This window comes from Tardiphaga sp. 42S5 (assembly GCF_034044155.1).
Classification (GTDB): domain Bacteria; phylum Pseudomonadota; class Alphaproteobacteria; order Rhizobiales; family Xanthobacteraceae; genus Tardiphaga; species Tardiphaga robiniae.
Window position 1 is genome coordinate 404,511 of the sequence record NZ_CP139027.1, and the last position, 24,344, is coordinate 428,854.

The window sequence follows — 24,344 nt, forward strand, 5'->3', positions numbered from 1 at the left end:
GATTAGGCGGTTTAAGACTTCTGAAAATTGAGACAGCGAGGCATACCCATATCGAGCGCATCTTCCCGTTCTGATTGACGGACTGCGCCTTTGGTAATATCCATTCGCCCCGTGCGATATCAAAAATCAGGCTGATAAAAAGCCGGAACGGAGTCCCATGGACTCGCAATCGATCGCAACACAGGCTGAACGGCCTGATGTCCCGACTAGGCAATCGACCTGGTCGGAGACTGTTCAAGGGCTGGCGCCTGAAACCCATCGCCGCTTCACAACAGCTTTCATGGGTGAACTATCATTCGCGACCGCCATTTGCGCGCCCATGCACGTCCGCGCCTCACCGTTGATCTTGCGATGCCGTCGCCATTCGGCGTCGCTACGATTATCGGCTCTGCCGTGCAATTCCGGTGCCTCCTTATATCCCTGACGTTCCTTTTCTATTCTTGAAAGGAGAAGTTCTATGGAAGCGATGGATCGGCGAAACCTCTTGCAGGGCCTTCTGTTCAGCGCGGTCGCCACGGGCCTTGGCACGAGCGTCTTTCTGACGACTGCCAAGGCCGCGCCAATCCCGCTGCAGAAAGACCTTGCCAACAAGTTGGAGCCGCTCACCGAAAACGCCCAGGTGGTTGTGGCAGGCCGGCCGCCACGCAGGGTCCTTCACCACCCGCATCGATCGTGGCGACGTCGTCGCCGTGTGTGCTGGTGGCGCCATGGTCGCCGCGTCTGCGCTTGGCGCTGATGGTGTGAAGCGCATGCGCGGTGACACGGGCGGCCTCAAATCATAGCGCAAAAGCAGCGCAGGAGCGGGAGGACAAGATGACGACGTATGGTAATAGTTCCTCGGTAAGCGTCACCGGCTTGTCTTCACCGCCGTTCTGGATATGCGTACTGCTTGGCATCGTTCTGATTTTGGCCGGACTCCTGATCCTCGGCGACGTCGTTCTCGCCACTGTCATCAGCACGCTGTTCATCGGCTGGACGGCCATTGCCGCTGGCGTGTTCGAAATGATCCATGCGTTCTGGACCAAGGGATGGGGAGGATTTCTGTGGCAAATTCTCCTCGCCATTCTCTACATCGCATTCGGCATCGTTCTGGTGCAACAGCCCGTCGCCAGCGCAATCATCCTCACCTATGTCCTCGGTATATTGCTGCTGGTTTCCGGCGTCATTCGCGCGCTGCTCGGATTTAGCCGCTGGAGCAAAGGGGGCTGGATCATGCTGGCTTCAGGACTGTTCGGCGTTCTGGCAGGTCTGGTTATTCTGACAGGTTTTCCCAGGACAGGCCTGTGGGTACTCGGCTCCCTGCTGGCCGTCGACATGATCTCTCACGGTTTGGCGTGGCTCGCTTACGCATGGCAACTGAGAACCAAGGCAGCATAGCGGCAGAAGGAACCATCAACGACGAAGGCCACGTGGCACCATAGAAATCTCTCAGTCAGGAGGAATAGAAATGTCAGATCTCGTTGCGATCATCTATCCATCCGAGGCAAAAGCCGAAGAGGTGCGGCAGCGTCTGTTCAAGCTGCAGAAGGAATATCTGATCACGATCAGCGATGCCGTTATCGCAGTGAAAACGGAAGCCGGCCCCGTGAAGCTGAACCAGCTGATGAATACCACCATGGCCGGCGCGGCCTCCGGCAGCTTCTGGGGATTATTGATCGGCGTGCTGTTCCTGAATCCCCTTCTCGGCGTAGCACTGGGCGCCGCATCCGGTGCATTGGGCGGCGCATTGACGGATTACGGCATCAACGACGACTTCATGAAGGAGCTATCGGCAAGCCTTCAGCCGGGAAATGCGGCGCTGTTCGTTCTCATCAAGAGCATCACTGCAGACAAGGTGCTCAAGGAAATCCAGGACGCCGGCGGCACTGTGCTGAAGACGTCCCTGGACGATGCCAAGGAGCAGGCGCTCAGGAACGCGCTCGCCAAGGCCACAACCGAGCCCCAGGCTCAAGCACCAGCGGCATCCACGACCACGGCATCCAAGCCCGCTGCCTGAGTTTGCGGGACTGGCATGGGTACAACAGAAGCGTCCGGCGTAGATATCTGCGCCAATTGCTCTTGTGCGTATCATCGCCGCGAATAACGAAGTCCGCCTGATCTTGCGCAGATCAAGCGGACTGTTGAATTTGCGTTTGAGGTGTCGTTGTCAGGCCGGCGACCTACTCCACCTTACCCATCTCTTTGAGCACTTCATTCGCGGCCTTGAACGCATCGAGGCCGGCCGGGATACCGCAATAGACCGTGGCGTGCAGCAACACTTCCTTGATCTCGTCAACCGTGACGCCATTGGTGATTGCGCCGCGCGTGTGCAGCTTGATTTCCGGCGCGCGGTTCAGCGCCGTCAGCATTGCGAGGTTCAGCATGCTGCGGGTCTTGCGATCGAGGCCCGGACGATTCCAGGCGTAGCCCCAGCACCATTCGGTGGTGATGTGCTGGAACGACATCATGAAGTCATTGGTCGACTGCATCGACTTGTCGACATAGGCGGCGCCCAGCACTTCGCGCCGTGCGGCAAGACCGATGTCGAACATTCCGCCAAGGGTGATCGTCTGATCGTAGCTCATATTTTCTTCCTTCTATTTGCGATTGCCAGGGTTTGACGTCGTTCGCCCGTCTGCCTCGATCATATGCCGAGATAGGCCGCGCGAACGGCAGGATTTTCATTCAATTCTGCAGACGTGCCCTGCAGTGCGATGCGACCGCTTTCCAGCACATAGCCGCGCGTCGCGACATCGAGCGCCAGTCCGACATTCTGCTCCACCAGCAGGATCGACGTTCCACGGCTGTGGATCTTGGTGAAGGCATCGTGCATCTCTTCGACGACCTTCGGCGCCAGACCGTGGCTCGGCTCATCGAGCAGCAACAGCTTCGGCTGCAGCATGAGCGCGCGCCCGACAGCGACCATCTGCTGCTCACCGCCCGAGAGCGTGCCTGCCAGTTGACCCCGTCGCTCGCGCAAACGCGGGAAAAGTTCGAAGATGCCTTCCATACGCGACGACAGATCCTTGGCATGCCGCGCGGTGAAGGCACCGAGCATCAGGTTTTCTTCCACCATCATATCCGAAAACACGTGGCGTCCTTCGGGAACATGCGCGATGCCCAGCGTGGGGATGTCATGCGAGGCTCGGTTCGACAGATCATTGCCTGCAAACCGCAACGTGCCGGTGACATGCGGCACGAGGCGCGAGATCGCGCGCAGGATCGTGCTCTTGCCGGCGGTATTGGCGCCGATGATGCAGACGAACTCGCCTTCGAACATCTGTAGATCGATGCCGTGCAGGACTTCGATCTCGCCGTAACCGGCATTGAGGCCCTTGATCTCGAGCAATGGCTGAGACGCACTCATTTATGGGCCTCCATCGAACGGCCGAGATAGGCTTCCACCACCACCGGATCGTTCGCCACCTGCTCCGGCGTGCCATCGGCCAGGAGCCGACCGAAATTCAGCACCAGGATGCGATCACAGATCGTCATGATCGCGCGCATGTGATGCTCGACGACCAGCAGCGTGATGCCGTCGTCGCGCAGCGAGCGGATCAGGTCCATGATCTCCTGCATCTCGACCGGATTGAGCGCGGCCATCACTTCGTCGAGCAGCAGTACTTTGGGGCCGGTGCACAATGCGCGTGCCAGTTCGACGCGCGCACGCTCGGGAAACGAGAGATTGCCGGCAAGCTTGTGAGCAACGGATTTGAGCCCGACGCGGTCGAGGCAGATCAACGCCTCCTTGCGCGCAGTCTCCACATCGTGGCGCAACAGGCCTGCGGTGAGCACGTTGTCGAGCACCGAACTTTCGGCAAACAGCGCCACGTTCTGGAACGTCTTGGTCATGCCAAGCGCCGCAACCCTATGCGGCTTCTGGCCGACCACACTGGTGCCGTCGAGTTGAATGGTGCCGCTGTCGGGGCGAATGAGGCCAACCAGCGTGCTGAAGAACGTCGTCTTGCCGGCGCCATTCGGGCCGATCAGGCCGACGATCTGGCCTTTCGGCACCGAGAACGTCACGTCGGACAGCGCCTGAAGGCCGCCGAAACGACGCGAGATGCCACGCACATCGAGAATGGTCATGAGCGTGCCTTCTTCGAGAAGCGTGCCATCAACGAGTCGAACACCGTGATAAAGCCCCGTGGACGCCACAGAATGACGGCGATCAGGATGACGCCAAAGATCAGTTGCGACAGGCCCGCCGCGCCCGACGAGAATAGATCGTTCATCAGCTCCTCCACGGGGATGATGAACAATGCGCCGAGGATCGGACCGATCGCCGTACCGACGCCGCCCAGAATGGCGATCAACGCGACGCGAATGGAGATGGAGGCGGCGCTGAACACCGTATCCGGATCGAAGAACACCGCGACCTGCGCATAGAGCGTGCCCAGCATGGCCATCAGCACGCCCGAGATAACAGCGGTCTGCAGCTTCACCTTGGTGGTGTCGATGCCGATCACTTCCGCTGCGGCCGGGTTTTCCTTGATGGCGCGTAGCCGATAGCCCATCGCGCTGCGCCGGATCGCCTCGAAGATGACCGTCACGATGATCAAGGCGATGAGCGCGATATAGGCATGCGGCAGCAGCTGCTTGAACGAATAGGCCGCGATGCTGGGCGGCACGAACGGCACCGAGAGGCCGACCGGCCCGCCGGTGAGCGACGACCAGACATTGGCGATGACGCGCATCACTTCGCCGAAGGCCAGCGTCGCCAAGGCGAAGTAGTGGCCCTGCAGACGCATGGTCGGAACGGCAATGATTAGTGCCGCGACGCCGCCGAGAAAGCCACCGGCGAACATGCCGATCCACGGGCTGATGCCGAATTTCAGCACCAGGATGGTGGACGTATAGGCGCCGATGCCGAAGAAGGCGGCGTGGCCGAGCGACGTCTGATTGGCCAGGCCACCGATGATATTCCAGACCTGCGCCATCGCCGCGAATAGCAGCGTAAAGGTGAGCACGCGGATCCAGTATCCGGTCGGGCTGAGCAGCAGCGGCAATACAGCCGCAATGGCGATCACAGCCAGAATTGCGATCCAGCGTTTCATCGGGATGCTCCTACGAGGCCTTGCGGCCTCACCGCGAGCACAAAGATAAAGACGATGAACAGAATGAGGTTCTGCAACTGGATCGGAAAGAACAGCGAGGACAATGCCTGAATGACGCCCACCGCGAGCCCACCGACGACGGCACCCGCAACGCTGCCGAGACCGCCGAGCACAACGACGGTGAACATCAGCACGACGAACTGGCCACCGACCCCGGGGAATACCGTGACATAAGGCAGGATCACTGCGCCGCCGAAGGCCGTGAGGCCGACGCCGAGCGCGAAGGCGATCTTGTACATCAGCGCTGTGTCGATCCCCATCAGCTGTGCGGCCATCGGGTTCTGCGCAGTCGCGCGCATCGCCCGACCGAACCAGCTCGTGCGCATGAACCACCACAGGGCCAGACCACAGGCCAGCGACATGCCAAAGGCGATCAGATACGGCACGCTGATGAACAGCGCGCCGAGCGACAGCGACATGGTCTGATAGGACGTGGTCACCGAACGAAACTGCGAGCCGAACAGCAGCAGTGAGCCGTTTTCGATGACGATCAACAGACCAACGGTGAGGAAGATCTGGGCCACCGAGGGCGCCTTCAGCACGCGTGCGATCAACTGCCCCTGCACCAGCCAGCCAATGCCGAATGCGACCGCAAAGGACAGCGGCGCGGCCAGCACCGGATCAAGGCCGAGATAGGCCCAGGCGAACCAGGACACGAACATGCCGATCATCAGGAATTCCGCCTGCGCGAAATTCACGATGCCCATGACGCCATAGACCAGCGTCAGGCCGATGGAGATGACGGCGTAGACGCCGCCCACCAGCAGCCCGTCGATTATTGCTTGTAGAAATGACACTGCGATCTTTCTTCAGTTCGTCAGGATTTCCAGACCGCAGTGCCCTTGGCGACGTCCTTCGGCCAGACCGTGACGAGCTCCTTGTTGCGCCATTGCGCCATGACGGGAACGGACAGGGTATTGAGGCCGGTGCTGTCGAATTCGACGGCGCCGCCGGTCATCGCCTTGGTCCAGCCACCGGTGAACTTCGCACCGCGCAGCGCCATGGTGACGTCCTCTGCCTTGGTCGACTTCGCCTTCTCGATCGCCTGCACCAGCACGTCGAGCGCGACGGCGTGTTCCAGCGCTTCATGCACCATGAAGTAGCCGAAGCGCTTGCGGAAACGTTCGGTGAGATCCGGCGCGAGATCGTAATTGGCGGGCGCGATCGAGAGCACGTTCTCGGCGAATTCGCCGAGACCCTTCTCGAAATCCGGAATGACATAACCTGCCGCGCCACCGATGGCCGGAATCGTGATGCGCTGCTGGCGCATGGTGCGGATCAGCAGCAGGCTGTCATTGAGATAGGACACCGGGAAGACGGCCTGGGCACCGGACGCACGCAGTTTGTTGATCAACGGCGTGGTGTCGGTGATCCCCAGCGGATAGGCATCGTCCATCGCTATGTCGATATTGGCTGCCTTGGCAGCGGCACGAAGGCCGGCCGCCTGCGCAGTGCCATAGGCGGTGTCTTCATACATGATCGCGATCTTGTCGATCTTGGCGCCGGATGCCTGCGCAATCGCAAGCGTGTAGTCGAGCTGCGCTTTTCCGAGTGCGGAAGCCTTGGCGACGATCTGGAAGATGTTCTTGAAGCCGCGACCGGTGATCTGGTCGGCGAAGGACATGGTGAGCAGCGGAATGTCGCGGCGCTCTGTAACTTCCGAAATCGCGATGGTCAGCGATGATGCGAATGCGCCGAGGATCGCCGTCACTTCGTTCTGGGTGATGAGGCGCTGCGCGACGGTGCCCGCGGTGGTCGGTGTCGAGGTCGCGTCCGCCACGATCAGATTGATCTTGGCGCCGCCGAGCGCCTTGATGCCGCCGGCTGCGTTGATCTCGTCGGCCACCAGTTCGATGCCGTTGCGCGAATTGATGCCGAACTGCGCGTTGGCGCCCGACAGCGGCATGATCACGCCGATATTGACCGGCTTCGCCTGCGCGCGTGCCGACGAAACAATCATCGGGCTGGCCAGCAGCGACGCTGTTCCGGCAAGCAGCGTACGGCGGCTCAGGCCACCACGATGGGAGGTTGTCTTGGACATGGGCGTTTTCTCCGAATGCAGAACGGCCTTTGCGGCTTCGTCGCCAATTCGACATAAAACAGACGAGCGGTCAAGCTGCTTGACAGATTGTCTGATAGGCGGTCAACTTGACGCATGGCAAAGATCGAATCGGACCTGAATGTCTCGCGGGAATCGACCAGCCTGCGACTGCTGGTTGAAAATAGACTGCGCTCTGCAATCGGTAGCGGGCTGTTCAAGCCCGGCCAGCGGCTGATCGAGCGTGAACTGTGCGAGCAGGTCGGCGTCGGCCGCACCTCGATCCGCGAGGCGTTGCGGCAGCTTGAGGCAGAGGGCCTCGTCACCACGATCCCGCATCGCGGCCCGATCGTCAGCACCATCAGCGTCGAGGAAGCCGAGCAGCTCTATGATTTGCGCGCGCTGCTGGAGGGCTATGCCGGCCGCGAATGTGCGCGGCTGCGCGACCCGGTGATCATCGAACGATTGCGCAAACAGTTCGTCCAGATGGGCGCGGTAGCCGGTCAGGAAGACCGCAGCGACCTGTTGGCCGCCAAGACTGAATTCTATGCCGCGCTGCTCGAAGGGTGTGGCAATGTTTTCGTCGAACGCTTTCTGAAAATGCTGCTGAACCGCGTCACGGTGCTGCGCATGACGTCGATGACCCAGTCCAATCGCATCGGCCGCAGTCTTGCCGAAATCGAGACCATCCTTGTCGCGATCGAGGCCGGCGACGAAGATGGTGCCGAGCAGGCTTGTGTCCAGCACATCAAGAATGCCGCCGCGATAGCGCTGGAAGCGCTGCGGCGCGATAATCCCTGACAAGCGCAATCACCTGCCGCGCCAGATATCGACTAAAATAAGAACTTGAAGAGGAACGCCCGTGTCGAATTCAGCCGCCATCAATCCGCCCGCCAAGATCGCCGTCATCGGCCTCGGCAATATGGGACGCCCCATGGCCGCATGTATTGCGCGCGCGGGCTATCAGGTGGTTGGCTTCGATACGTTTGCGGAAGCCCGCGCCAAATATGCCGAAGCCGGCGGCACGTCAGCGGCGACCGTCGATGAAGCCGTCAAGGATGCAGCCGCCGTCATCACGCTGCTGCCCGATGGCAAGATCGTGCGCGCGGCCGTGGAAGGCTTCAAGGCGAAGCTCGCGCCGAGCACGGTGGTGATCGATATGAGTTCCTCCGCTCCGATGGGCACGCGTGCACTCGGCGAAGAACTGATCGCGGCAGGCCTTGCTTTCATCGACGCACCGGTGTCGGGCGGCGTGAAACGCGCCGTCGACGGCACGCTGGCGATCATGGCCGGCGGCGACGGCAAGACCATCGATCGCGCCGATCCCGTGCTGAATGCCATGGGCAAGTCGGTATTCCGCACCGGCCCGCTCGGATCCGGTCACGCCGCCAAAGCGCTGAACAACTATGTCTCGGCAGCAGGCCTCGCCGCTGCCGCCGAAGCCGTTGCCATCGGCGGTAAGTTCGGCATCGACCCGAATGTCCTCGTCGACGTGCTGAACGCCTCCACCGGGCGCAACAACTCGACCGAGAACAAGCTCAAGCAGTTTATCATTCCCGAGAAATACACTTCGGGATTTGGGCTGGCCCTGATGGCGAAAGATATCCGCACCGCCGACGAGCTCGCCCACCAGATCGGCGTCAGCGCGCCACTGGCAGATGAAGTCGCTGCACTGTGGGATGCCGCGCTGGAGAAACTCGGACCGTCGGCCGACCATGTCGAAATTGGCCGCTATCTCACTGCCAGGAAGTAGGTGACGTTGGGCATGGGCCTGATCGACGAGCTTCGCAATCGACTTGCGGTCGCGATTGCCGCGCCGGAGGTGCAGTCTTTTGCGCGCGGACTGGATCTTGAAATTCAGTTTGGGATCGATGAGGCCGCCGTCGCGATCGCTTGTCGCAACAACCAGCCGGTTGTCAGTATACCCAGCAATGCGCCGGATATCGCGCTATCCGGGCCAGCCACAGCATGGCTGAAGGTGCTGGCGCCCTGCCCGCCGCCGACCTATCATTCGTTTTCATCGATCCAGCTGCGCAATACCAGCTTCACCGTGACCGGCAATGCGCTGGTCATTGCGCAGGCCCGCGCATTTCTCGAGGCCGTGTTCGCGAATCTCACGACGCCGGCCGCGCATGCAGTCGAAGTCGATCTCACACGCCTTGAGGGCCGCTATCACCGCGTGCACAGCGCCGGCGGGCAGATTGCCGAGATCTATTCAGAGGCCACGGGTACCGGCAGGCCAGTGTTGTGCCTCCACACAGCCGGAGCGGATACGCGGCAATTTCACGGCGTGATGTGCGATCCCGAACTCGGGCGCGAGTGGCGCCTGATCGGCTTCGACATGCCGCATCATGGCCGCTCCATGCCACCTATCGGTTGGGACGGCAGCATCTATCAGCTCGATCAGCCAACCTATCTGGACTGGTGCGCGAGCTTCATCGAACAAGCGATCGGCGAACCCGTTGTGGTGATGGGCTGCTCGATGGGCGCCGGCATCGCCATGGCGCTCGCCGCAGAGCGACCTGATCTCGTGAGAGCCGTGATCGCGCTCGAAGCGCCTGTGCGCCCACGCGGCCGTCGGAACGAGTATCTCACGCATGCACGCGTCAATGGCGGCTGGCATTCGGCAGCCTATGTGCGCGGATTGATGAGCCCATCCAGCCCCACTGAGGATCGCCGACGCGCTGCATGGATCTATTCGCAGGGTGCGCCGGGCATCTATGACGGCGATCTGGCTTTCTATTCGGACGAGTTCGACGGCGAGCAGACCGCCAAGCTCATCGATGGCCACAAGATCCCCGTACATCTTCTGATCGGTCACTACGACTTCTCCGCCACCGTGAGCGATGCCTACGCGCTCGCCGAATGGATCGAGGGTGCCATGGTGACAGAGATGCCGGAGCTCGGGCATTTTCCGATGACCGAGAATCCGCCAAAAATGCTGGACTATCTGCGTCCCGTCTTCCAGGCACTGCGGAGTTTGCCGCTTTGACTGCGCGGAAATCAATCCGGGGGTTGCAGCCCCGGTGACGCCACCCAATTTTCGACCTTCGCGTAAAACCGAAACTGCTGTGCTTTCTTAAGCAACTCGTCTCTCTTCGGGCCGGGCTCCAAGGCGTCAGCTCGCTCAGCGCAATTTTTCGCCATTCGCGCGTAGTCACTGGGTGTCATATGCGAATCCCCCGATTCGGCGTTGACATACTACCAATCCAAATCTGGGCGAAAATTAGTTCTGAAGATCAATCTCAAGCCGGTGCGATATCTGAGTATTCACAGATACGGCTACATCGACGTTTTTTGTGCCACCATAACGGTCGGATCGGCCAGGCTCGGTACGACGATCAATCTCTTCACGGCGCCTGCTTTGTAAGCCTGCAAGAACGTTGCGTAGTCCTTGAACGATACGCAACCGTTCGAATCTCCCTTTGGTCCCATCAGGTAGCTGTGCGTAAGCAATCCGGCGCGGCCAAACAGATCACCTTGACCCACCGGCTTCATTCTCAATGCTTCAACGCCGTGAAACGGCTTCTCTCGCTTGCTCAGTTCATATATCTGCGGTGGCGTCGCGCCTCGATCATGGACGTGGACTTGCGTTGGATCGTCCATCAGTTCGCCAAGTCCGGAGTGAGCCTCGAGCCGCGTTCCGTCGGGCATGTAAACGGTGCGCGCGGAAATGTCGTAAAGCGCCGTCCGCGTTTCCGCCAACGTTGGAGGTGCACTGTCCTTTCCATCGCCGGAGATTCCACCCTCGGGTGACGCAGATGCCAAAACAGTTTCAGACGGCTGTAGCATCGCAAAGACTTTTTTAAGTGCTGCGCTTACGTTGGACAAAGGATCAGACGGTGTTGACGCTTGATCGGGCAGAGACACAGCAATCAAATTGGCCGCCGACGGCCGGACTCTCGGTAGCGGCACTTTTCCATTCGCCGCCGAGATTCCGAGCGAGCTGTCGGCGGGAAGCACTGGCTGCGATCGCATTGCTTGCGCGAGCTGCGACTTAGCCCGCTGAACTTCTAATTCGACATTAGAAGCCGACACTTCAAAATCAAACGCTTGCGGAAAACGCTGAATGAACGAGATGTCGTCGAGCTGGGGACGACTTGGATTTTTGGCCTTAAAGAAGCTCAGTACATTTTGAGGCTCTCGAACATACGCGCATAACGTCAGGGCCGCAGCGAGGGCTCCGACAGACGCAGCAGCGATAACAATTCGAGATCTACGCAATTGATGCCCCGGACGCGACGCAAAAAGGCTACCCAATAATTCAAGCTTAAATCAAGCCAACGAGCCTGACGTATTAGGCCATCTTGGCCTTGCCAGACTTTGCGCCATTCAAGAATGGGCCGCCTTCCAGCGCGTGAGGTTCCTTTTCCAATCCCAGCCCGCCGATACAGGCTCGCTAAAAACCCAGCCATCGACGCAGACGTCATCCTGTTACCGCGCGCGGGGCGCGGAAGGACGACGGCCGGCTCGCAAATAGATCAGCTGGTTAGGAGGGGTGCTGGCGGAGAGAGTGGGATTCGAACCCACGGTACGGTTTCCCGCACACACGCTTTCCAAGCGTGCGCCTTAAGCCACTCGGCCATCTCTCCGGCGCGCCTTCTCATGACGGGCCGGAGCGAGATTTGCAAGGGACCGCCGGCCCGGCCCGGCGGTTTTTCTCAAATTATTGAAGGATATAGGGAATTCGGGGGAGCCTTGGCGCCACCTGCTGGCCCTGGCGAGCGGCGAATCGGCTTGCGATGCGTCGGCACTGCCCCCGCGCCAGCGGGGAACCTCCCCATTTCGCCTGGGCGGCGCCGCGGCTCAGTGGAACCGGCTACCGACCCCAGCGCCCAGCGATTGGACCGGCCAGAGTACGGCCGGCTCAACCGGCAGCGTTTCCACCGGCGTCTTGTCATTTGCGACATGGGCTTGCTGAAGCGCCTCGACGAAATCGGCGAACCAGTCCTGAATGGTGCCGGCGCGCAGCTTCGCCATCATGGCTTCCCAGCGCATCCGGCGCTCCAGCAACGGCATCGAAAATGCGGTCGCGATGGTGCGCGCCATGCCGTCCACATCATGCGGATTGACCAGCAGGGCCGTATCGAGCTCGTTGGCGGCGCCGGCATATTTCGACAGCACCAGCACACCGGGATCGACCGGGTTCTGCGCAGCGACATATTCCTTGGCGACCAGATTCATGCCGTCATGCAGCGGCGTAACGAGGCCGACCTGCGCGGTGCGATAGAGGCCAGCGAGCACGGTCTGGCTGAAGCCCTTGTTGAGATAGCGGATCGGCGTCCAGTCAACTTCGCCGTGACGCCCGTTAATATCGCTCACCAGCTTCGCAAGCTGGTTCTGCAGATCGCCATAGGCCTCGATCGTGCCGCGCGACAGCGTCGCGATCTGCAACAGCGAGACCGAGCGCTTGAGCTGCGGCTGCCGCGTCAGCATGCGATCGAACGCATCGAGACGATTGACGAGCCCCTTGGAGTAATCGACGCGATCGACGCCGATGGCGAGTTTCTCGCCGTTCAGGCTGCGGCGCAGCCGCGACACATCCGGATGCGACGCCGCCTTGGCAGCATGCGCAGCAAACTTCGCGGGATCGATGCCGATCGGAAATACCGCACAGCGCGACACGCCGTAACGCGACATCACCACACCACCCGTCGTGTCCAAGCCGAGCTCGCCATCGACATAAGACAGGAAGTTGTCGCGATCACCTTCGGTCTGGAAGCCGATCAGATCGTAAGCAAGCATTGCCTCGACCAATTCGCGATGATGCGGCACGCCGCCAAAAATATCGCGTGCCGGCCACGGCGTATGCAGGAAAAAGCCGAGCGGATGCGTCACACCAAGCGCGCGCAATTCTGCGCCGAGCGCAAGGAAATGGTAATCCTGAATCCAGAACGCGGTATCGGGCTTGCGGAACCGCAGCAGCGCGCGCGCGAAGAACGAATTCACTTCGCGATACGACTCATAATCATCGTGCGACGTGCAGATCAGGTCGGTACGGGAATGCAGCGCAGGCCAAAGTGCTGAATTGGCGAAGCCTTCGTAATAGCCACCGTAATGCGCGGCAGGCAGATCGAGCATGGCCAGCGCACCGGCGCCCAGCGCCTCAATTTCGGCAAACGGTTCCTTCTGCGCGCCGTCGCGCACGCGGCCGCTGGAACCCACCCAAATCGCGCCAGATTTCTCCACCACGGGCAGCAAGGCTGCTGCCAGACCGCCGGTCATCGGCTCATTCGCCGAAGCGCGCGATACTCGGTTTGAGACTACGACGAGATTCACAGGGTCCCCTCCTGATTGCACACACTGATAAACGTCCGTTCATCAATATGGTTCCTCGTCACCATTCGACCCAATTGAAACCAAATTCGGGCACGCGACGATGGAACTCAACTTTCAGTGAGTTCCATCTGCATCGGTATCAAGACATGAGATGAATCACTTCGATTTCGCTGCATCGTCGATCAGCAAGCGCGCGAGCCATGCGCGCACATCGCGCGGCTCGTCGAAGTGACCCGATACGCCTTGCGCACGGCGACCGACGGAGAATGCGAGACCATTCATGCCGGGCATGATCGCAAATACCGATTCATCGGTGACATCATCGCCGATGAAGATCGGACGGCGCCCGCTGAATGGCTCATGCGTCATCAATTCGATCACGCCCGTCGCCTTGGTCACACCAGCCGGCTTGATCTCGCAGACAGCCTTGCCGGGCAGCACTTCGATCGGCGCATTCGGCAGATCGGCACGGATCGCGGAGACCGCATCATAGATCGCCTTCTCCGCATGCGGCGCGAGGCGATAATGCAGCGCGAGCGCATAGCCCTTGTCCTCGAGCAGAATGCCCGGGCTCAACTTCGCAATGGCAGCAAGGCGACGCTTCAATTCCTTGTCCATCGGCGGCGCGCCTGACGCTACCGATTCATTATCGCCTGACAATCGCATTTCGGCGCCATGACCGCCGACGGCAGGAAACTGCATCGGCGCAAAGATCAGATCGATATCGTTGATCGAGCGGCCCGAAACGAGCGCCATGGCGCCATTCGTGCGCTGCAGCAGCTTGCCCATGGACGTCGCCAGATCCGGCGGCACCCATACTTCACGCGGCGTCGGCGCCAGATCGAGCAGCGTACCGTCGATATCGAGCAGCAGCGCACATTCGCTAAGCCGCGGCAATTCCGCACCCGGATACAGCACCTCTTCGGAGTGCGGCGCATCGTCGACATGAATTTCGATAATTTTCTGAGACATGTTCATCAAGTTACTCCACCACGGCCAGCGGCCGTGCAACTGATTCAAGCGGCTGGCGTTCCGCCGCGACGGCATAGCGCCAGCCGACAATCGCAGCCACGATCATCAGAACAGCGCCAAACAGGTAGCCGGCAAACACGCTATTGCGCGACCCGGTATCGATCAGCACGCCAAACAGCGCCGGGCCGGCAACGCCGCCGATCCCGGTGCCGATCGCGTAGAAGACAGCGATCGCCAATGCGCGCACCTCGATCGGGAACGTCTCACTGACGGTGAGATAGGCCGCACTCGCCGCCGGCGACGCAAAGAAGAAGATGATCATCCAGGCGATGGTCTGGGTCTGTGCACTCAACACATCGATCGAGAACAGATAGCCGGAGATCGCAAGCAAGATGCCCGACATGCCATAGGTAACCGCAATCATGACGCGACGCCCGAGCGTATCGAACAGCCGACCGAGCAGCAGCGGCCCAAGAAAATTACCTGCGGCAAACGGCAGGATATACCAGCCGACATGATTGGACGGGATACCGAAGAAATCCGTCAGTACCAGCGCATAGGTGAAGAAGATCGCGTTGTAGAAAAACGCCTGCGACGCCATCAGCACGAGTCCGACCAGCGACCGTTGCCGATACAACACGAACAGTGTCTGCGCGACTTCCTTCAGCGGCGTATGATCGCGCATCGTCAGCCTGATCTTCGGCAGCGCGGCCAGAACCGACGGCTTGGCCTTCTGATGCGCGGAGATTTCGATCTCACCCACGATCTCTTCGGCGCGCTGCGGCTGACCGTGGATCATCAGCCATCGCGGGCTTTCCGGAATCCACATCCGCATGAACAGCACGATGAGACCCAGAATAGCACCGGTGAAATAGGCCAGCCGCCAGCCATAGGCTTGCGAAATCACTGCGGGGTCCAGCAGGACAATGGCACAAACGGCGCCCATTGCGGCGCCCAGCCAGAAGCTGCCGTTGATCACCAGATCGGTCCAGCCGCGATAGCGCGCCGGCACCAGCTCCTGAATCGTCGAATTGATCGCGGTATATTCCCCGCCAATGCCGGCACCCGTCAGGAATCGAAACACGGCATAGCTGGCAAGATTCCATGACAGCGCTGTCGCGGCAGTCGCGGTGAGATAAAGCGCTAGCGTAATGAAGAACAGTTTCTTCCGGCCGATGCGGTCCGTCAGCCAGCCGAAGCCCAGCGCGCCGATCACAGCGCCTGCAAGATAAGCGCTGTTGGCAAAGCCGACATCGAGGTTCGAAAACTTCAACGCAGGATCTTCCTTCAGCGCGCCGGATAGCGCCCCCGCCAGGGTCACCTCAAGGCCGTCGAGTATCCATGTGATACCGAGCGCCAGGACAACCCGTGTGTGAAAGCCACTCCAGCGCAGCGCATCCAGACGCGCGGGAATATCGGTTTCGATGATACGATCCGAGTCGGAAGCTGACGTCTGGCTCGGCATCGGCGAAGCCGCGATATCCGCGCTGCTCAGATCAGCCATGCCGCCTTGCTCCTGAGCATTTGCTCGCTACCCCACGGACAAGCGGAAATCGACATCAACGCGAAAAGCCCGAAACCTTGCGGTGACGGGTGATTCAGCGCCAGAGGGTTACATTCTCCGTGAAACAACCCACGAAGAGCGCGTTGGTTCCCATTTTATGCGGGGAATTGGGACCTAGAGCGAAACGGCATAATGCTCGTATTCGCCGCGTACCAGCTCGATATGGGCGCGCATCGCCGCCGCGGCGCCATTGCGATCGCCGCGCATGATGGCGACGACGACGCGGTCGTGCTCAGCCTGCGACTTGGCAAGACGGCCGAGATTGCGAAATTGTGCGCGCCGGAACGGCTGCACCCGAACCCGGGTCGCCAGCGTGATCTCGGCGATATATTCGTTCTGCGAGCCCGCATAGATCGCGTTGTGAAAACGCTCGTTCACTTCGTGGAAGCGATCCGGATTGCCGTCGTAGCTCAGCACCCGCAGCTCTTCGTGGATGGCCTCCAGCGCGTGACGTTGCACGGCCGGCATCCGTTCGGCGGCGAGACCCGCACATATCGCTTCGAGCTCGGCCATCGCCTCGAACATGCCGGTGAGACGATCGATCGACGGCTGCGCCACGACGGCACCGCGATGCGCGCGCGAGTCGACAAGGCCGCTTGCCGTGAGCTGACGCAACGCTTCACGAACGGGCGTGCGCGAAACATTGAAACGCTGTGCCAGATCGGTTTCGTCGAGTGAGGTACCGGGGGGCAGCACGCCGCGCACGATCTCGTCGGCCAGTTGCAGGCGGAGTTCTTCGGCGCGCGTCATCTTGCCGGTGATAGTCCCGGCACGGTCAACCCGGCTGACCGGCCCGGCGATGCCCGCCTTGCGGCGCGGCTTCCCCGGCTGGATCAGCATGTCGTCGAAACTCATCCCTTGGCGCCCTGCGGTTCGTCGATCAGGCTGACAGACGCCGCCACGATTCGCCAGCCTTCCGGAAAGCGGATCCACGTCTGCATCTGTCGACCGACCTTACCCGGAGCCGTGTCGCGATAAAATAGCGTCGAGGCGACCGCAGTGTCGCGGCCATAGGCGGAAATCACCGTGCGCGCAGTGCGGCGCATCAATCCGACCGGCGAGCGTGCACCGCGAAAGGCCTGGATCTCGTCATAACCGTAGAGGTTTTCGCCCATGCCGTAACGCAGCGTCCGCGGATCGTTGCGAAACAACTCGCCGAGCACCGCCGTGTCGTTGGTCGTCAGTGCCTTCTCATAACGTGCGAAGGCGGCGCCCACTTCGGCGATGACGTCCGGCAGATCAATGTCCATGTTAGAACCCTTTTGCGCGGGGCGCGGCAACGACGCCGGCCCGCTCCAAAGCATAAGCGACGCGCAGCGCGATGTCTTCCCGCCACGGCGCCGCAATGATCTGCACACCGATCGGAATCGGATCGAGCGGCACGGGGACGGCGACCACGGGCAGACCGATGAACGAAATCGGCTGGGTATGGATGCCGATATTGGCGCGCACGGGCAGTTCGACGCCGTCGAGCACGAAAGTCGCCTGCCCCAATTTGGGCGCGATGCAAGGCGTCGCCGGCGCGATGATCACATCGACGTCCTTGAACAGTTCGAGCACCTTCGCGCGGTACCAGCGACGGAATTTCTGCGCCCGATCGATCAGCGGCGCCGGCACCATGGCGCCGGCCAGCAAGCGGTCACGCACTGCCGGATCGAAATCATTGGGACGCGTGCGCAAGCGATCCAGATGCAGTGAGGCACCTTCGACGGTCGAGATGACATAGGCCGCCGAACGCGCGCGGGCGACCTCGGGCAGCTCGATGTCGCGTGTGACGCCGAGCGCCTTGGTGACACGCGCAACGGCCTCCTGGGCCTCCGGAAACAGGTTCTTGCGGAAGTATCCGCCGGCCGCAGCGATGCGGAGAGAGCCGATATCCTGTCCGAGCAGCGCCGTCACCGACTCGATGGCGCGGGTTGAACACGCGGCATCCTCGGCATCGGGTCCCTGCATGGCGTCGTAGGCCAGCGCGAGGTCCTCGACCGATCGTGCGAACGGGCCGAGATGATCGAAGCTCGCGACAAACGGAAACGAGCGCGCCCGCGACAGCCGGCCATAAGTCGGCTTCAGGCCGAAGATACCGCAAAACGACGACGGCACGCGGATCGATCCGTTGGTGTCCGACCCCAAGGCAAGCGGCACGAGACTGCCGCCGACGGCGCCGCCGGAACCGCCCGATGAGCCGCCGGTCATCCGGGTCACGTCATGCGGATTCCGCGACGGCCCGTCATGAATATTCTCGCCCGTAAAATCATAGGCGTATTCGCCCATGTTGAGCGCGCCGACCAATACGGCGCCGGCCGCTTCCATGCGTTCGACCAGTGTCGCATCGCGGGTCGAGGTCGAACGATCGCGATTGATCTTGGAACCGGCGCGGGTCGGCAGGCCGGTGACATCGAACAGGTTCTTCACCGCAAACGGCACGCCTGCCAGCGGGCCGACGCCTTGACCGGCGGCAATCGCGGCATCCAGCGCCTTCGCCGTCGCGCGTGCGCGGTCGGCAGTGACATCCGTGAATGCGTTCAGGACCGGATTGTGCTGGGCGATGCGCGCCAGCGCTGCTTCAGTGACAGCGAGCGCCGAGATTTTCTTTGCGGCAACCGCCTGCGCGATGTCGGAGGCCGGACGCCAATCGCCTTCGGGGGTGATAACGGGATCAAGCTGCATAGATGCTCGCCGGTTCGATTTCATCGGGCAGCGAAAATTCGTCGACCATTTTAGCCATCTTCAGCGTCACCGCGAGATTGGCACGGACGGACGGCTTCCACGCGTCTTCGATTGGCAATTCCAGCGCCTTGGCGATGGCGTCGATATAGTCATCAAGCGGTTCGGCCACGGTCCCTCTCTCGATCGTTCATCTCAATGAACCGGCAGCGGCGGATGCGGAATCGCCGACAGCAGTTCCTTCGTATAAGCATCTTGCGGCGCATCCAGCACAGTCTCTGTCAGGCCCTGCTCGACGATCCGCCCCGTGCGCATCACGATGACACGATCGCACAGCAAACGCACCACATTCAAATCGTGCGATACGAACAAATAGCTCATCCCCATAGACTGTTTCAGATCCTGCAACAGGTTTAACACCACCGCCTGCACAGAGACGTCGAGCGCCGCAGTCGGTTCATCGAGGATGATCAGCTTCGGCTGCAGCGCGATGGCCCGCGCAATGCCGACACGCGCCTTCTGGCCGCCGGACATCTGGTGCGGAAAGCGATCGAGCAATTCGAGCGGCAGCCCCACCTGTCGCGCGAGGTCCTCGCATTTTGCACGTAATGCATCGCCGCCCTTGATGTCGCCAAGCTGCATGATCGGATCGGCAATGGCCCGTGCCGCCGTGAAGCGCGGGTTGAGACTGTCGGTGGGATCCTGAAACACCATCTGGATGCTCTTGCGCAGCGGCAGCCGCGCAAAGGCATTCGGCGCCATCTCGCCGATCTCGTCGCCATCGAACGAGATGCGGCCCGAGGTCTTGTCGATCAGCCGCATCACCATCATCGACGTCGTGGACTTGCCGCAGCCGGATTCGCCGACAAGGCCGACGCTCTCGCCCTGGTCGACCGTAAAGCTGATGCCATCGACGGCACGGAACTTGTCCGGCTCGGTCGGCGGCTTGCGCGAGAACAGTTTGGCGAGTGAGGCCGTCGCGCCCTGGCGGGCATATTCCTTGACCAGATTTTCGACGGTGAGAATGGGCCTCTGCCCCCTCTCCCCGCTCGCGGGGAGAGGGGGAGTCAGAGATTCACTCGCCGGCTCCCCCTCCCCCAACTCGCTGCGCGCGTCGACCTCTCCCCGCAGGCGGGGAGAGGTAAGAAGAGCCTGCACCGGCATTGCCGCGCGTTCTTCGGCCGGCAGCAGATCGCGCAGCGAGACACCGAGCCGGGGCGTCGCCTGCATCAGCTTCTTCGTATAGGCGTGTTTCGGATTGGCGAAGATATCGGCCGACAGCGCCGTCTCGACCACCCTGCCCTTTTCCATCACCACGACACGGTCGCAATAGGCAGCGGCCAGGCCGAGATCATGGGTGATCAGGATCGTCGACATGCCGCGGCTCTTGGTGAGCTCGACGACCAGATCCATCACGGCTTTCTGCGTCGTAACATCGAGGCCTGTGGTCGGCTCGTCGGCGATCAGGAGCTGCGGATTGCAGGCCAGCGCCAGTGCGATCACCACGCGCTGGCACATGCCGCCCGAGAGTTCGAACGGATAGGCATGATAGCGCTCGCGCGGACGTGCGATCTTGACCTGCTCCAGCGCCTCGATGGCTTTCTCCGCACGGTCTGCGCTGCCGGCCAGCGCATGCTGGCGCAGCACGTCCTCGATCTGATCGCCGACCTTGCGGATTGGGTTGAGCGCCGCCCGCGGATTCTGAAAGATCATCGAGATTTCGCGGCCGCGCAGGTCGCGCATCTGGTTCTCGGTTGCGCCCTTGATGTCGACGCCGGAGAACATCACCGAGCCTTCGGCGATCTTGCCGGCCCGGTCGAGAATGCGCATCACCGCATAGGACGTCACCGACTTGCCCGAGCCGGACTCGCCGACGATGCCCAGAGTTTCGCCCTTGGCGACGGAGATATTGACGTGCTGCACGGCCTTGACGATGCCGCGTCGTGTGGCGAATTCGACAGTGAGATCGCTGACATCGAGAAGCGGTTGAGCGGTCATGTCCGGGCCCTCACGTGCGTCGCTGCGGATCAACGATGTCGCGCAGACCGTCGCCCAGCAGGTTGAAGCAGAACACCGCGATCATCAGCGCCAGACCGGGAAACAGTGCGATCCACCATTCGCCCGACACCATGAAGGATGCGCCTTCGGCGACCATGATGCCCCATTCCGCGGTCGGCGGGCGGACACCAAGACCGATGAAGGAGAGGCCAGCGGCATTGAGGATCGCGTAACCCATGGTCAGCGACATCTGGACGATCATGATCGGCATGATGTTGGGCAGGATATGCACCAGCAGGATGCGCATCTCGCTATTGCCCGACAGCCGCGCCGCCTGCACGAAGCCCGCTTCGCGGCGGACGTTCGCCTCGGCGCGCGCGACGCGCGCATAGAGCGGGAAGTTTACAATAGCCGTGGCAATGATGATGTTCTGCACGGTGTTACCGAGTGCTGCGACGATACCCATGGCCAGCACGAACAGCGGAAACGCCATGATCGTATCGGCGATACGGCCGACGATGCGATCGGTCCAGCCGCCGAAATAGCCCGAGGCAATGCCGGCGAGGCCGCCCATGGCGAAGACGAGCGCCACCGAGGCGATGGCGATAAAGAAATCGAGTCGGGTCGCGACGATGACGCGGCTGAAAATATCGCGCCCGAGCTGATCAGTACCGAACCAGTGCGCCGCCGACGGCGCCTTCAGCGCCTGCGCCGTGTCGCTGGCGAGCGGATCGTAAGGCACGATATATGGACCGAACAGCGCTGCAAACACGATCAGCACCAGCAGGCCGAAAGCAAAGGCCGTGACGCGGTTCTCGCCCAGGATGTAGCGGGTGTGCGACAGCGTCGCGGCAAAGCCGGACGTACGCTTTGCGGGCTCAGGTTTCGGCGCGGGAACGGCTTCGGAATCGACAGGCGTGACAGCGTTCATGGTTTACACCTCACCCTTCCAGCCGCACGCGCGGATCGATCACGCCGTAAAGAATGTCGATGATCAGATTGATCAGCACATACATGACGGCCATGGTCAGAACGAAGCCCTGCACCGGTGCGAAATCCGACGAGATCAGAGCTTCGACCGCGTAGGAGCCGATGCCCGGCCAGGCGAAGACTTTCTCGACCAGCACATTGGCGCCGAGCAGAAACGAGAATGTCATCGACAGTGTGGTGATGACCGGCAGCATGGCGTTGCGGAAGGCGTAAGTGACGATCACGGCGCGCGGCGACAGTCCGCTGGCGCGGGCCGTGCGCACGAAGTCCGATGACAGGATCGCGAGCATCGACGCGCGCGTCATGCGCGCGATCGGCGCCAGCGAAAAGATCGCCAGCGTCGCCGTCGGCAGGATCAATTGGTTGAAGGCGGACCTGAAGGCTTCCCAGTCACGGGCGATGAGACTGTCGATCAGATAGAAGCCGGTCACGTTGGGCGGCGTCGACGCGAACACGTCGAGACGCCCGAGCGGCGCCGGGGACCAGCCCAGCCTGAAATAGAAGACATAGACCAGTACCAGGCCGGTGAAGAACACCGGCAATGACACGCCGGCCGTCGTCGTTACCCGGCAGAGGTGATCGATCCACGAGCCCGGCCGCGTGGCCGCGAGAATGCCGAGCGGGATGGCGATCATGACCGAGACCAACAGACCCAGCAGCGTCAGCTCCGCCGAGGCCGGCAGGCGATTGCGAATTTCGGTCGCCACCGGTTGCCCGGTCGTCAGCGAGTTGCCGAAATCGCCCTTGGCCAGATCCGCCGTATAGCGGAAGAACTGCTCGATCAGCGGCTTGTCGAGACCGAGCTTCTTGCGGATTTCCTCGATCGCCTGCTTGTCCGCCGATGGTCCCGCGAAATAGGCCGCGGGATCGCCTGGCAGCGCGCGCGTCAGCAGGAATGTGACGATCACGACCCCGATCAGGGAGGGGATCGCGAACATCAGTCGTTTGCCGATCAGGCTGAGCATGACACATCACGCCTTCACGAGCGCGCGATAGTCGAGCCGACGGTGGAACCAGTACTGATAGCCCGAGATGTTCTTCTGCATCGCCACGTTGACATAGGGCTGATACAGCGGGATCCGCGGCACATCAGTGAAAGCGAGATCGACGAAGCCCTTCACATCGGCATCATAGGCGGCCTTATCGCCGGTTGCAGCTGCGGTGCGCGCGCCGTTGATGAGCTTGTCCATCTCGGACGATTTGTAGCTCATGGTGTTAAACACCGAATTGTCGCCGTGATAGCACCAATAGAAGAAGTATTCGGGGTAATCGAGCCAGCCGGAGAACACGTTGGTGTAGAGCGGCATCTCTTTCTTATTCAGCTCGGTGCGCCAGTTGGCGCCGGGGATCTTGTTGATGGTCGTCTTGATGCCGATCTGGCCGAGGCTCTCCTGCACCAGCACACACAGCGGCTCGTTGACGACGGCGAAGCCGAGATCGAATGAGATCGTGGTCTCGAAGCCGTTGGGATAGCCGGCCTCGGCCAGCAGCGCCTTCGCCTTGGCCATGTCGGTATTGTATTTATGCGGCTGCGGCCACGCGACTTCGGTCGGCTTGTCGGCTGACGCGCCGTACATCGGATTGGCGAGACCGAACAACACGGCATCGACGATCTTCTGATAGGGCAGCGCATAGGCCACGGCCTGACGCACCTTCGGATTGTCGAAGGGCGGCTTGGTGACATTCATGCCGATATACTGGATGCCGTTGCTGAACGGCAGCGACACCACGTCGAGCTTGCCGTTGGCCTTGATCTCCTGGAAATCCTTGTACGGCAGTTCATAGGACATATCGGCATCGCCGCGCTCGAGCAGCGCACGCCGGTTGCCGGCCTGCGGCACCATGCGCCAGATCACGCGCTTGATCTTCGGCATCGGGCCGGAGACCCAGTCGTCATTGCGTTCGAGCACAACTTCGGTGCCCGCGGTCCACTTGGTCACCTTGTAGGCTCCGCCACCGGCAGTCTGCATCTTGGTGTATTCGAGCCCCCACGGATCCTTCTCGGTGGCGTTCTTCTTCACCAGTTCGGAATTGATCACGCAGGGCACGATCACCGCGAGATCCGGAATCGTCAGGCGATCCTTGGTGGCGAAATCGACGCGCACGGTGTGATCGTCGACAATGACGAACTGCTCGGGCTTCTTCAGCGATCCGGCGCTCATCTGGAAGGTCGGAAAACCGCCGACGCTGACCGAACGATCCAGCGACCACTTGACGTCCTTCGCCGTCACCGGCGTGCCGTCGTGAAACTTCGCGTTCTTGCGCAGCTTGAAGGTCGCCGACATGTCGCTGATGGTCATGTCCTCCGCGAGTTCGGGCTTGAACTTGTCGCGGTCGTAATAGGGCACGCCGCCGGGGCCGGCCTTCATCTCGTGGCCGATCAGGCGGTCGTAGCAATTCCAGGACACTTCATAGCCGGGCACATTGGTGCCGACGCCGTGAATGTCGAGATTGTTGGGGCCGCTTTCGGAGACGATCAGCAAGGTTTCAGATCGGGCATCTGCCTTGGCGGGCGAGAAGATCGCCGGACCGGAGACCATGGCGCCAGCGGCGGCGCCTGTGGCGGTTTTCAGAAAATCACGACGCTTCATTCTGGCTCTCCCCAAGGGCGCGAGTGGATCGGCTTGGGAACAGACATCGCAAACTTCGTGCCAGAGCTTAACGAACCCCTAATGACCGTCTAGGGGACTGATAAATCTTGCATTTCCGCAACGAGCCCGGCGGCCGACGTAGCCAGAGACCC

At 61.3% G+C, this 24,344-nt stretch carries 23 protein-coding genes and 1 tRNA gene; 5 read left to right on the forward strand and 19 right to left on the reverse strand.

Translation table 11 applies throughout. The annotated features are described in order from the left end of the window. Window positions 1-756: 756 nt before the first annotated feature. Both SFY93_RS01875 and SFY93_RS01880 read left to right on the forward strand, forming a co-directional pair. Window positions 757-1,377, forward strand: a complete 621-nt coding sequence (locus SFY93_RS01875) for an HdeD family acid-resistance protein (protein WP_320445865.1) — start codon at window positions 757-759, stop codon at window positions 1,375-1,377. 70 nt (window positions 1,378-1,447) lie between these two features. After that, a complete protein-coding gene (locus tag SFY93_RS01880; protein ID WP_320445866.1) occupies window positions 1,448-1,996 on the forward strand; it encodes a DUF1269 domain-containing protein in 549 nt (182 codons plus the stop codon). A gap of 163 nt (window positions 1,997-2,159) precedes the next feature. On the opposite strand, the gene SFY93_RS01885 is transcribed toward SFY93_RS01880, so the two are convergent. The 6 genes from SFY93_RS01885 to SFY93_RS01910 are packed head-to-tail and all read right to left on the reverse strand — an operon-like array spanning window position 2,160 to window position 7,137. Next, entirely contained in the window at window positions 2,160-2,564 is a 405-nt protein-coding gene (locus SFY93_RS01885; protein WP_068729678.1) for a carboxymuconolactone decarboxylase family protein, read from the reverse strand. Window positions 2,565-2,623: 59 nt separating this feature from the next. Beyond that, the gene (locus SFY93_RS01890) at window positions 2,624-3,346 is read right to left on the reverse strand and encodes an ABC transporter ATP-binding protein (protein WP_320445867.1); all 723 of its coding nucleotides are present in this window, start codon (window positions 3,344-3,346) and stop codon (window positions 2,624-2,626) included. After that, window positions 3,343-4,068, reverse strand: coding sequence for an ABC transporter ATP-binding protein (locus SFY93_RS01895; RefSeq protein ID WP_320445868.1), 726 nt, complete (start codon window positions 4,066-4,068; stop codon window positions 3,343-3,345). The genes SFY93_RS01890 and SFY93_RS01895 overlap by 4 nt, the downstream gene beginning before the upstream one ends. After that, window positions 4,065-5,036 carry a branched-chain amino acid ABC transporter permease gene (locus SFY93_RS01900; protein WP_320445869.1) on the reverse strand — a complete coding sequence of 324 codons (972 nt, stop codon included), beginning with the start codon at window positions 5,034-5,036 and terminating at the stop codon, window positions 4,065-4,067. The genes SFY93_RS01895 and SFY93_RS01900 overlap by 4 nt, the downstream gene beginning before the upstream one ends. Beyond that, window positions 5,033-5,893, reverse strand: coding sequence for a branched-chain amino acid ABC transporter permease (locus SFY93_RS01905; protein ID WP_089263519.1), 861 nt, complete (start codon window positions 5,891-5,893; stop codon window positions 5,033-5,035). The genes SFY93_RS01900 and SFY93_RS01905 overlap by 4 nt, the downstream gene beginning before the upstream one ends. Window positions 5,894-5,913: 20 nt before the next feature. Beyond that, window positions 5,914-7,137, reverse strand: a complete 1,224-nt coding sequence (locus SFY93_RS01910) for an ABC transporter substrate-binding protein (RefSeq protein ID WP_320445870.1) — start codon at window positions 7,135-7,137, stop codon at window positions 5,914-5,916. A 114-nt stretch (window positions 7,138-7,251) separates the two neighbouring features. Between SFY93_RS01910 and SFY93_RS01915 the strand changes: the two genes are divergently transcribed. The 3 genes from SFY93_RS01915 (at window position 7,252) to SFY93_RS01925 (ending at window position 10,126) form a co-directional block, all read left to right on the forward strand. Then, window positions 7,252-7,935, forward strand: a complete 684-nt coding sequence (locus SFY93_RS01915; protein ID WP_068729690.1) for a GntR family transcriptional regulator — start codon at window positions 7,252-7,254, stop codon at window positions 7,933-7,935. Between the two features lie 61 nt (window positions 7,936-7,996). Next, window positions 7,997-8,887: an NAD(P)-dependent oxidoreductase gene (locus SFY93_RS01920; protein ID WP_320445871.1), complete on the forward strand. Its 891-nt coding sequence runs from the start codon at window positions 7,997-7,999 to the stop codon at window positions 8,885-8,887. Continuing rightward, window positions 8,888-10,126 (forward strand): alpha/beta fold hydrolase, encoded by a 1,239-nt coding sequence (locus SFY93_RS01925; protein WP_320445872.1) that lies wholly within the window; start codon window positions 8,888-8,890, stop codon window positions 10,124-10,126. It begins immediately after the preceding gene. Between the two features lie 290 nt (window positions 10,127-10,416). Here the strand turns inward: SFY93_RS01925 and SFY93_RS01930 are convergent, their stop codons facing one another. From SFY93_RS01930 to SFY93_RS01990, 13 genes are all read right to left on the reverse strand, one after another. Beyond that, the gene (locus SFY93_RS01930; RefSeq protein WP_320445873.1) at window positions 10,417-11,358 is read right to left on the reverse strand and encodes a DUF2778 domain-containing protein; all 942 of its coding nucleotides are present in this window, start codon (window positions 11,356-11,358) and stop codon (window positions 10,417-10,419) included. Between the two features lie 278 nt (window positions 11,359-11,636). Next, a tRNA-Ser gene (locus SFY93_RS01935) sits at window positions 11,637-11,726 on the reverse strand. Window positions 11,727-11,940: 214 nt separating this feature from the next. Beyond that, complete coding sequence (locus tag SFY93_RS01940; RefSeq protein ID WP_320445874.1) at window positions 11,941-13,413, reverse strand: trehalose-6-phosphate synthase; 1,473 nt, start codon at window positions 13,411-13,413, stop codon at window positions 11,941-11,943. A gap of 156 nt (window positions 13,414-13,569) precedes the next feature. Continuing rightward, the gene (otsB, locus tag SFY93_RS01945; RefSeq protein WP_093758174.1) at window positions 13,570-14,385 is read right to left on the reverse strand and encodes a trehalose-phosphatase; all 816 of its coding nucleotides are present in this window, start codon (window positions 14,383-14,385) and stop codon (window positions 13,570-13,572) included. A 10-nt stretch (window positions 14,386-14,395) separates the two neighbouring features. Beyond that, window positions 14,396-15,850: an MFS transporter gene (locus SFY93_RS01950; protein WP_320447666.1), complete on the reverse strand. Its 1,455-nt coding sequence runs from the start codon at window positions 15,848-15,850 to the stop codon at window positions 14,396-14,398. Window positions 15,851-16,063: 213 nt separating this feature from the next. After that, complete coding sequence (locus tag SFY93_RS01955) at window positions 16,064-16,789, reverse strand: GntR family transcriptional regulator (RefSeq protein WP_374725624.1); 726 nt, start codon at window positions 16,787-16,789, stop codon at window positions 16,064-16,066. An 11-nt stretch (window positions 16,790-16,800) separates the two neighbouring features. Then, window positions 16,801-17,199 (reverse strand): oxalurate catabolism protein HpxZ, encoded by a 399-nt coding sequence (gene hpxZ, locus SFY93_RS01960; protein ID WP_089263511.1) that lies wholly within the window; start codon window positions 17,197-17,199, stop codon window positions 16,801-16,803. Between the two features lies 1 nt (window position 17,200). Beyond that, window positions 17,201-18,616 (reverse strand): AtzE family amidohydrolase, encoded by a 1,416-nt coding sequence (locus tag SFY93_RS01965; protein ID WP_320445875.1) that lies wholly within the window; start codon window positions 18,614-18,616, stop codon window positions 17,201-17,203. After that, window positions 18,606-18,785, reverse strand: coding sequence for a DUF4089 domain-containing protein (locus SFY93_RS01970; protein ID WP_320445876.1), 180 nt, complete (start codon window positions 18,783-18,785; stop codon window positions 18,606-18,608). Before SFY93_RS01970 ends, SFY93_RS01965 begins: the two co-directional genes overlap by 11 nt. Window positions 18,786-18,808: 23 nt before the next feature. Next, window positions 18,809-20,611, reverse strand: coding sequence for a dipeptide ABC transporter ATP-binding protein (locus SFY93_RS01975; RefSeq protein ID WP_320445877.1), 1,803 nt, complete (start codon window positions 20,609-20,611; stop codon window positions 18,809-18,811). A gap of 10 nt (window positions 20,612-20,621) precedes the next feature. Further along, window positions 20,622-21,542, reverse strand: coding sequence for an ABC transporter permease (locus tag SFY93_RS01980; protein WP_320445878.1), 921 nt, complete (start codon window positions 21,540-21,542; stop codon window positions 20,622-20,624). A gap of 10 nt (window positions 21,543-21,552) precedes the next feature. After that, a complete protein-coding gene (locus SFY93_RS01985; protein ID WP_309942071.1) occupies window positions 21,553-22,566 on the reverse strand; it encodes an ABC transporter permease in 1,014 nt (337 codons plus the stop codon). A 6-nt stretch (window positions 22,567-22,572) separates the two neighbouring features. Then, entirely contained in the window at window positions 22,573-24,192 is a 1,620-nt protein-coding gene (locus tag SFY93_RS01990; RefSeq protein WP_320445879.1) for an ABC transporter substrate-binding protein, read from the reverse strand. Between the last annotated feature and the right edge of the window lie 152 nt (window positions 24,193-24,344).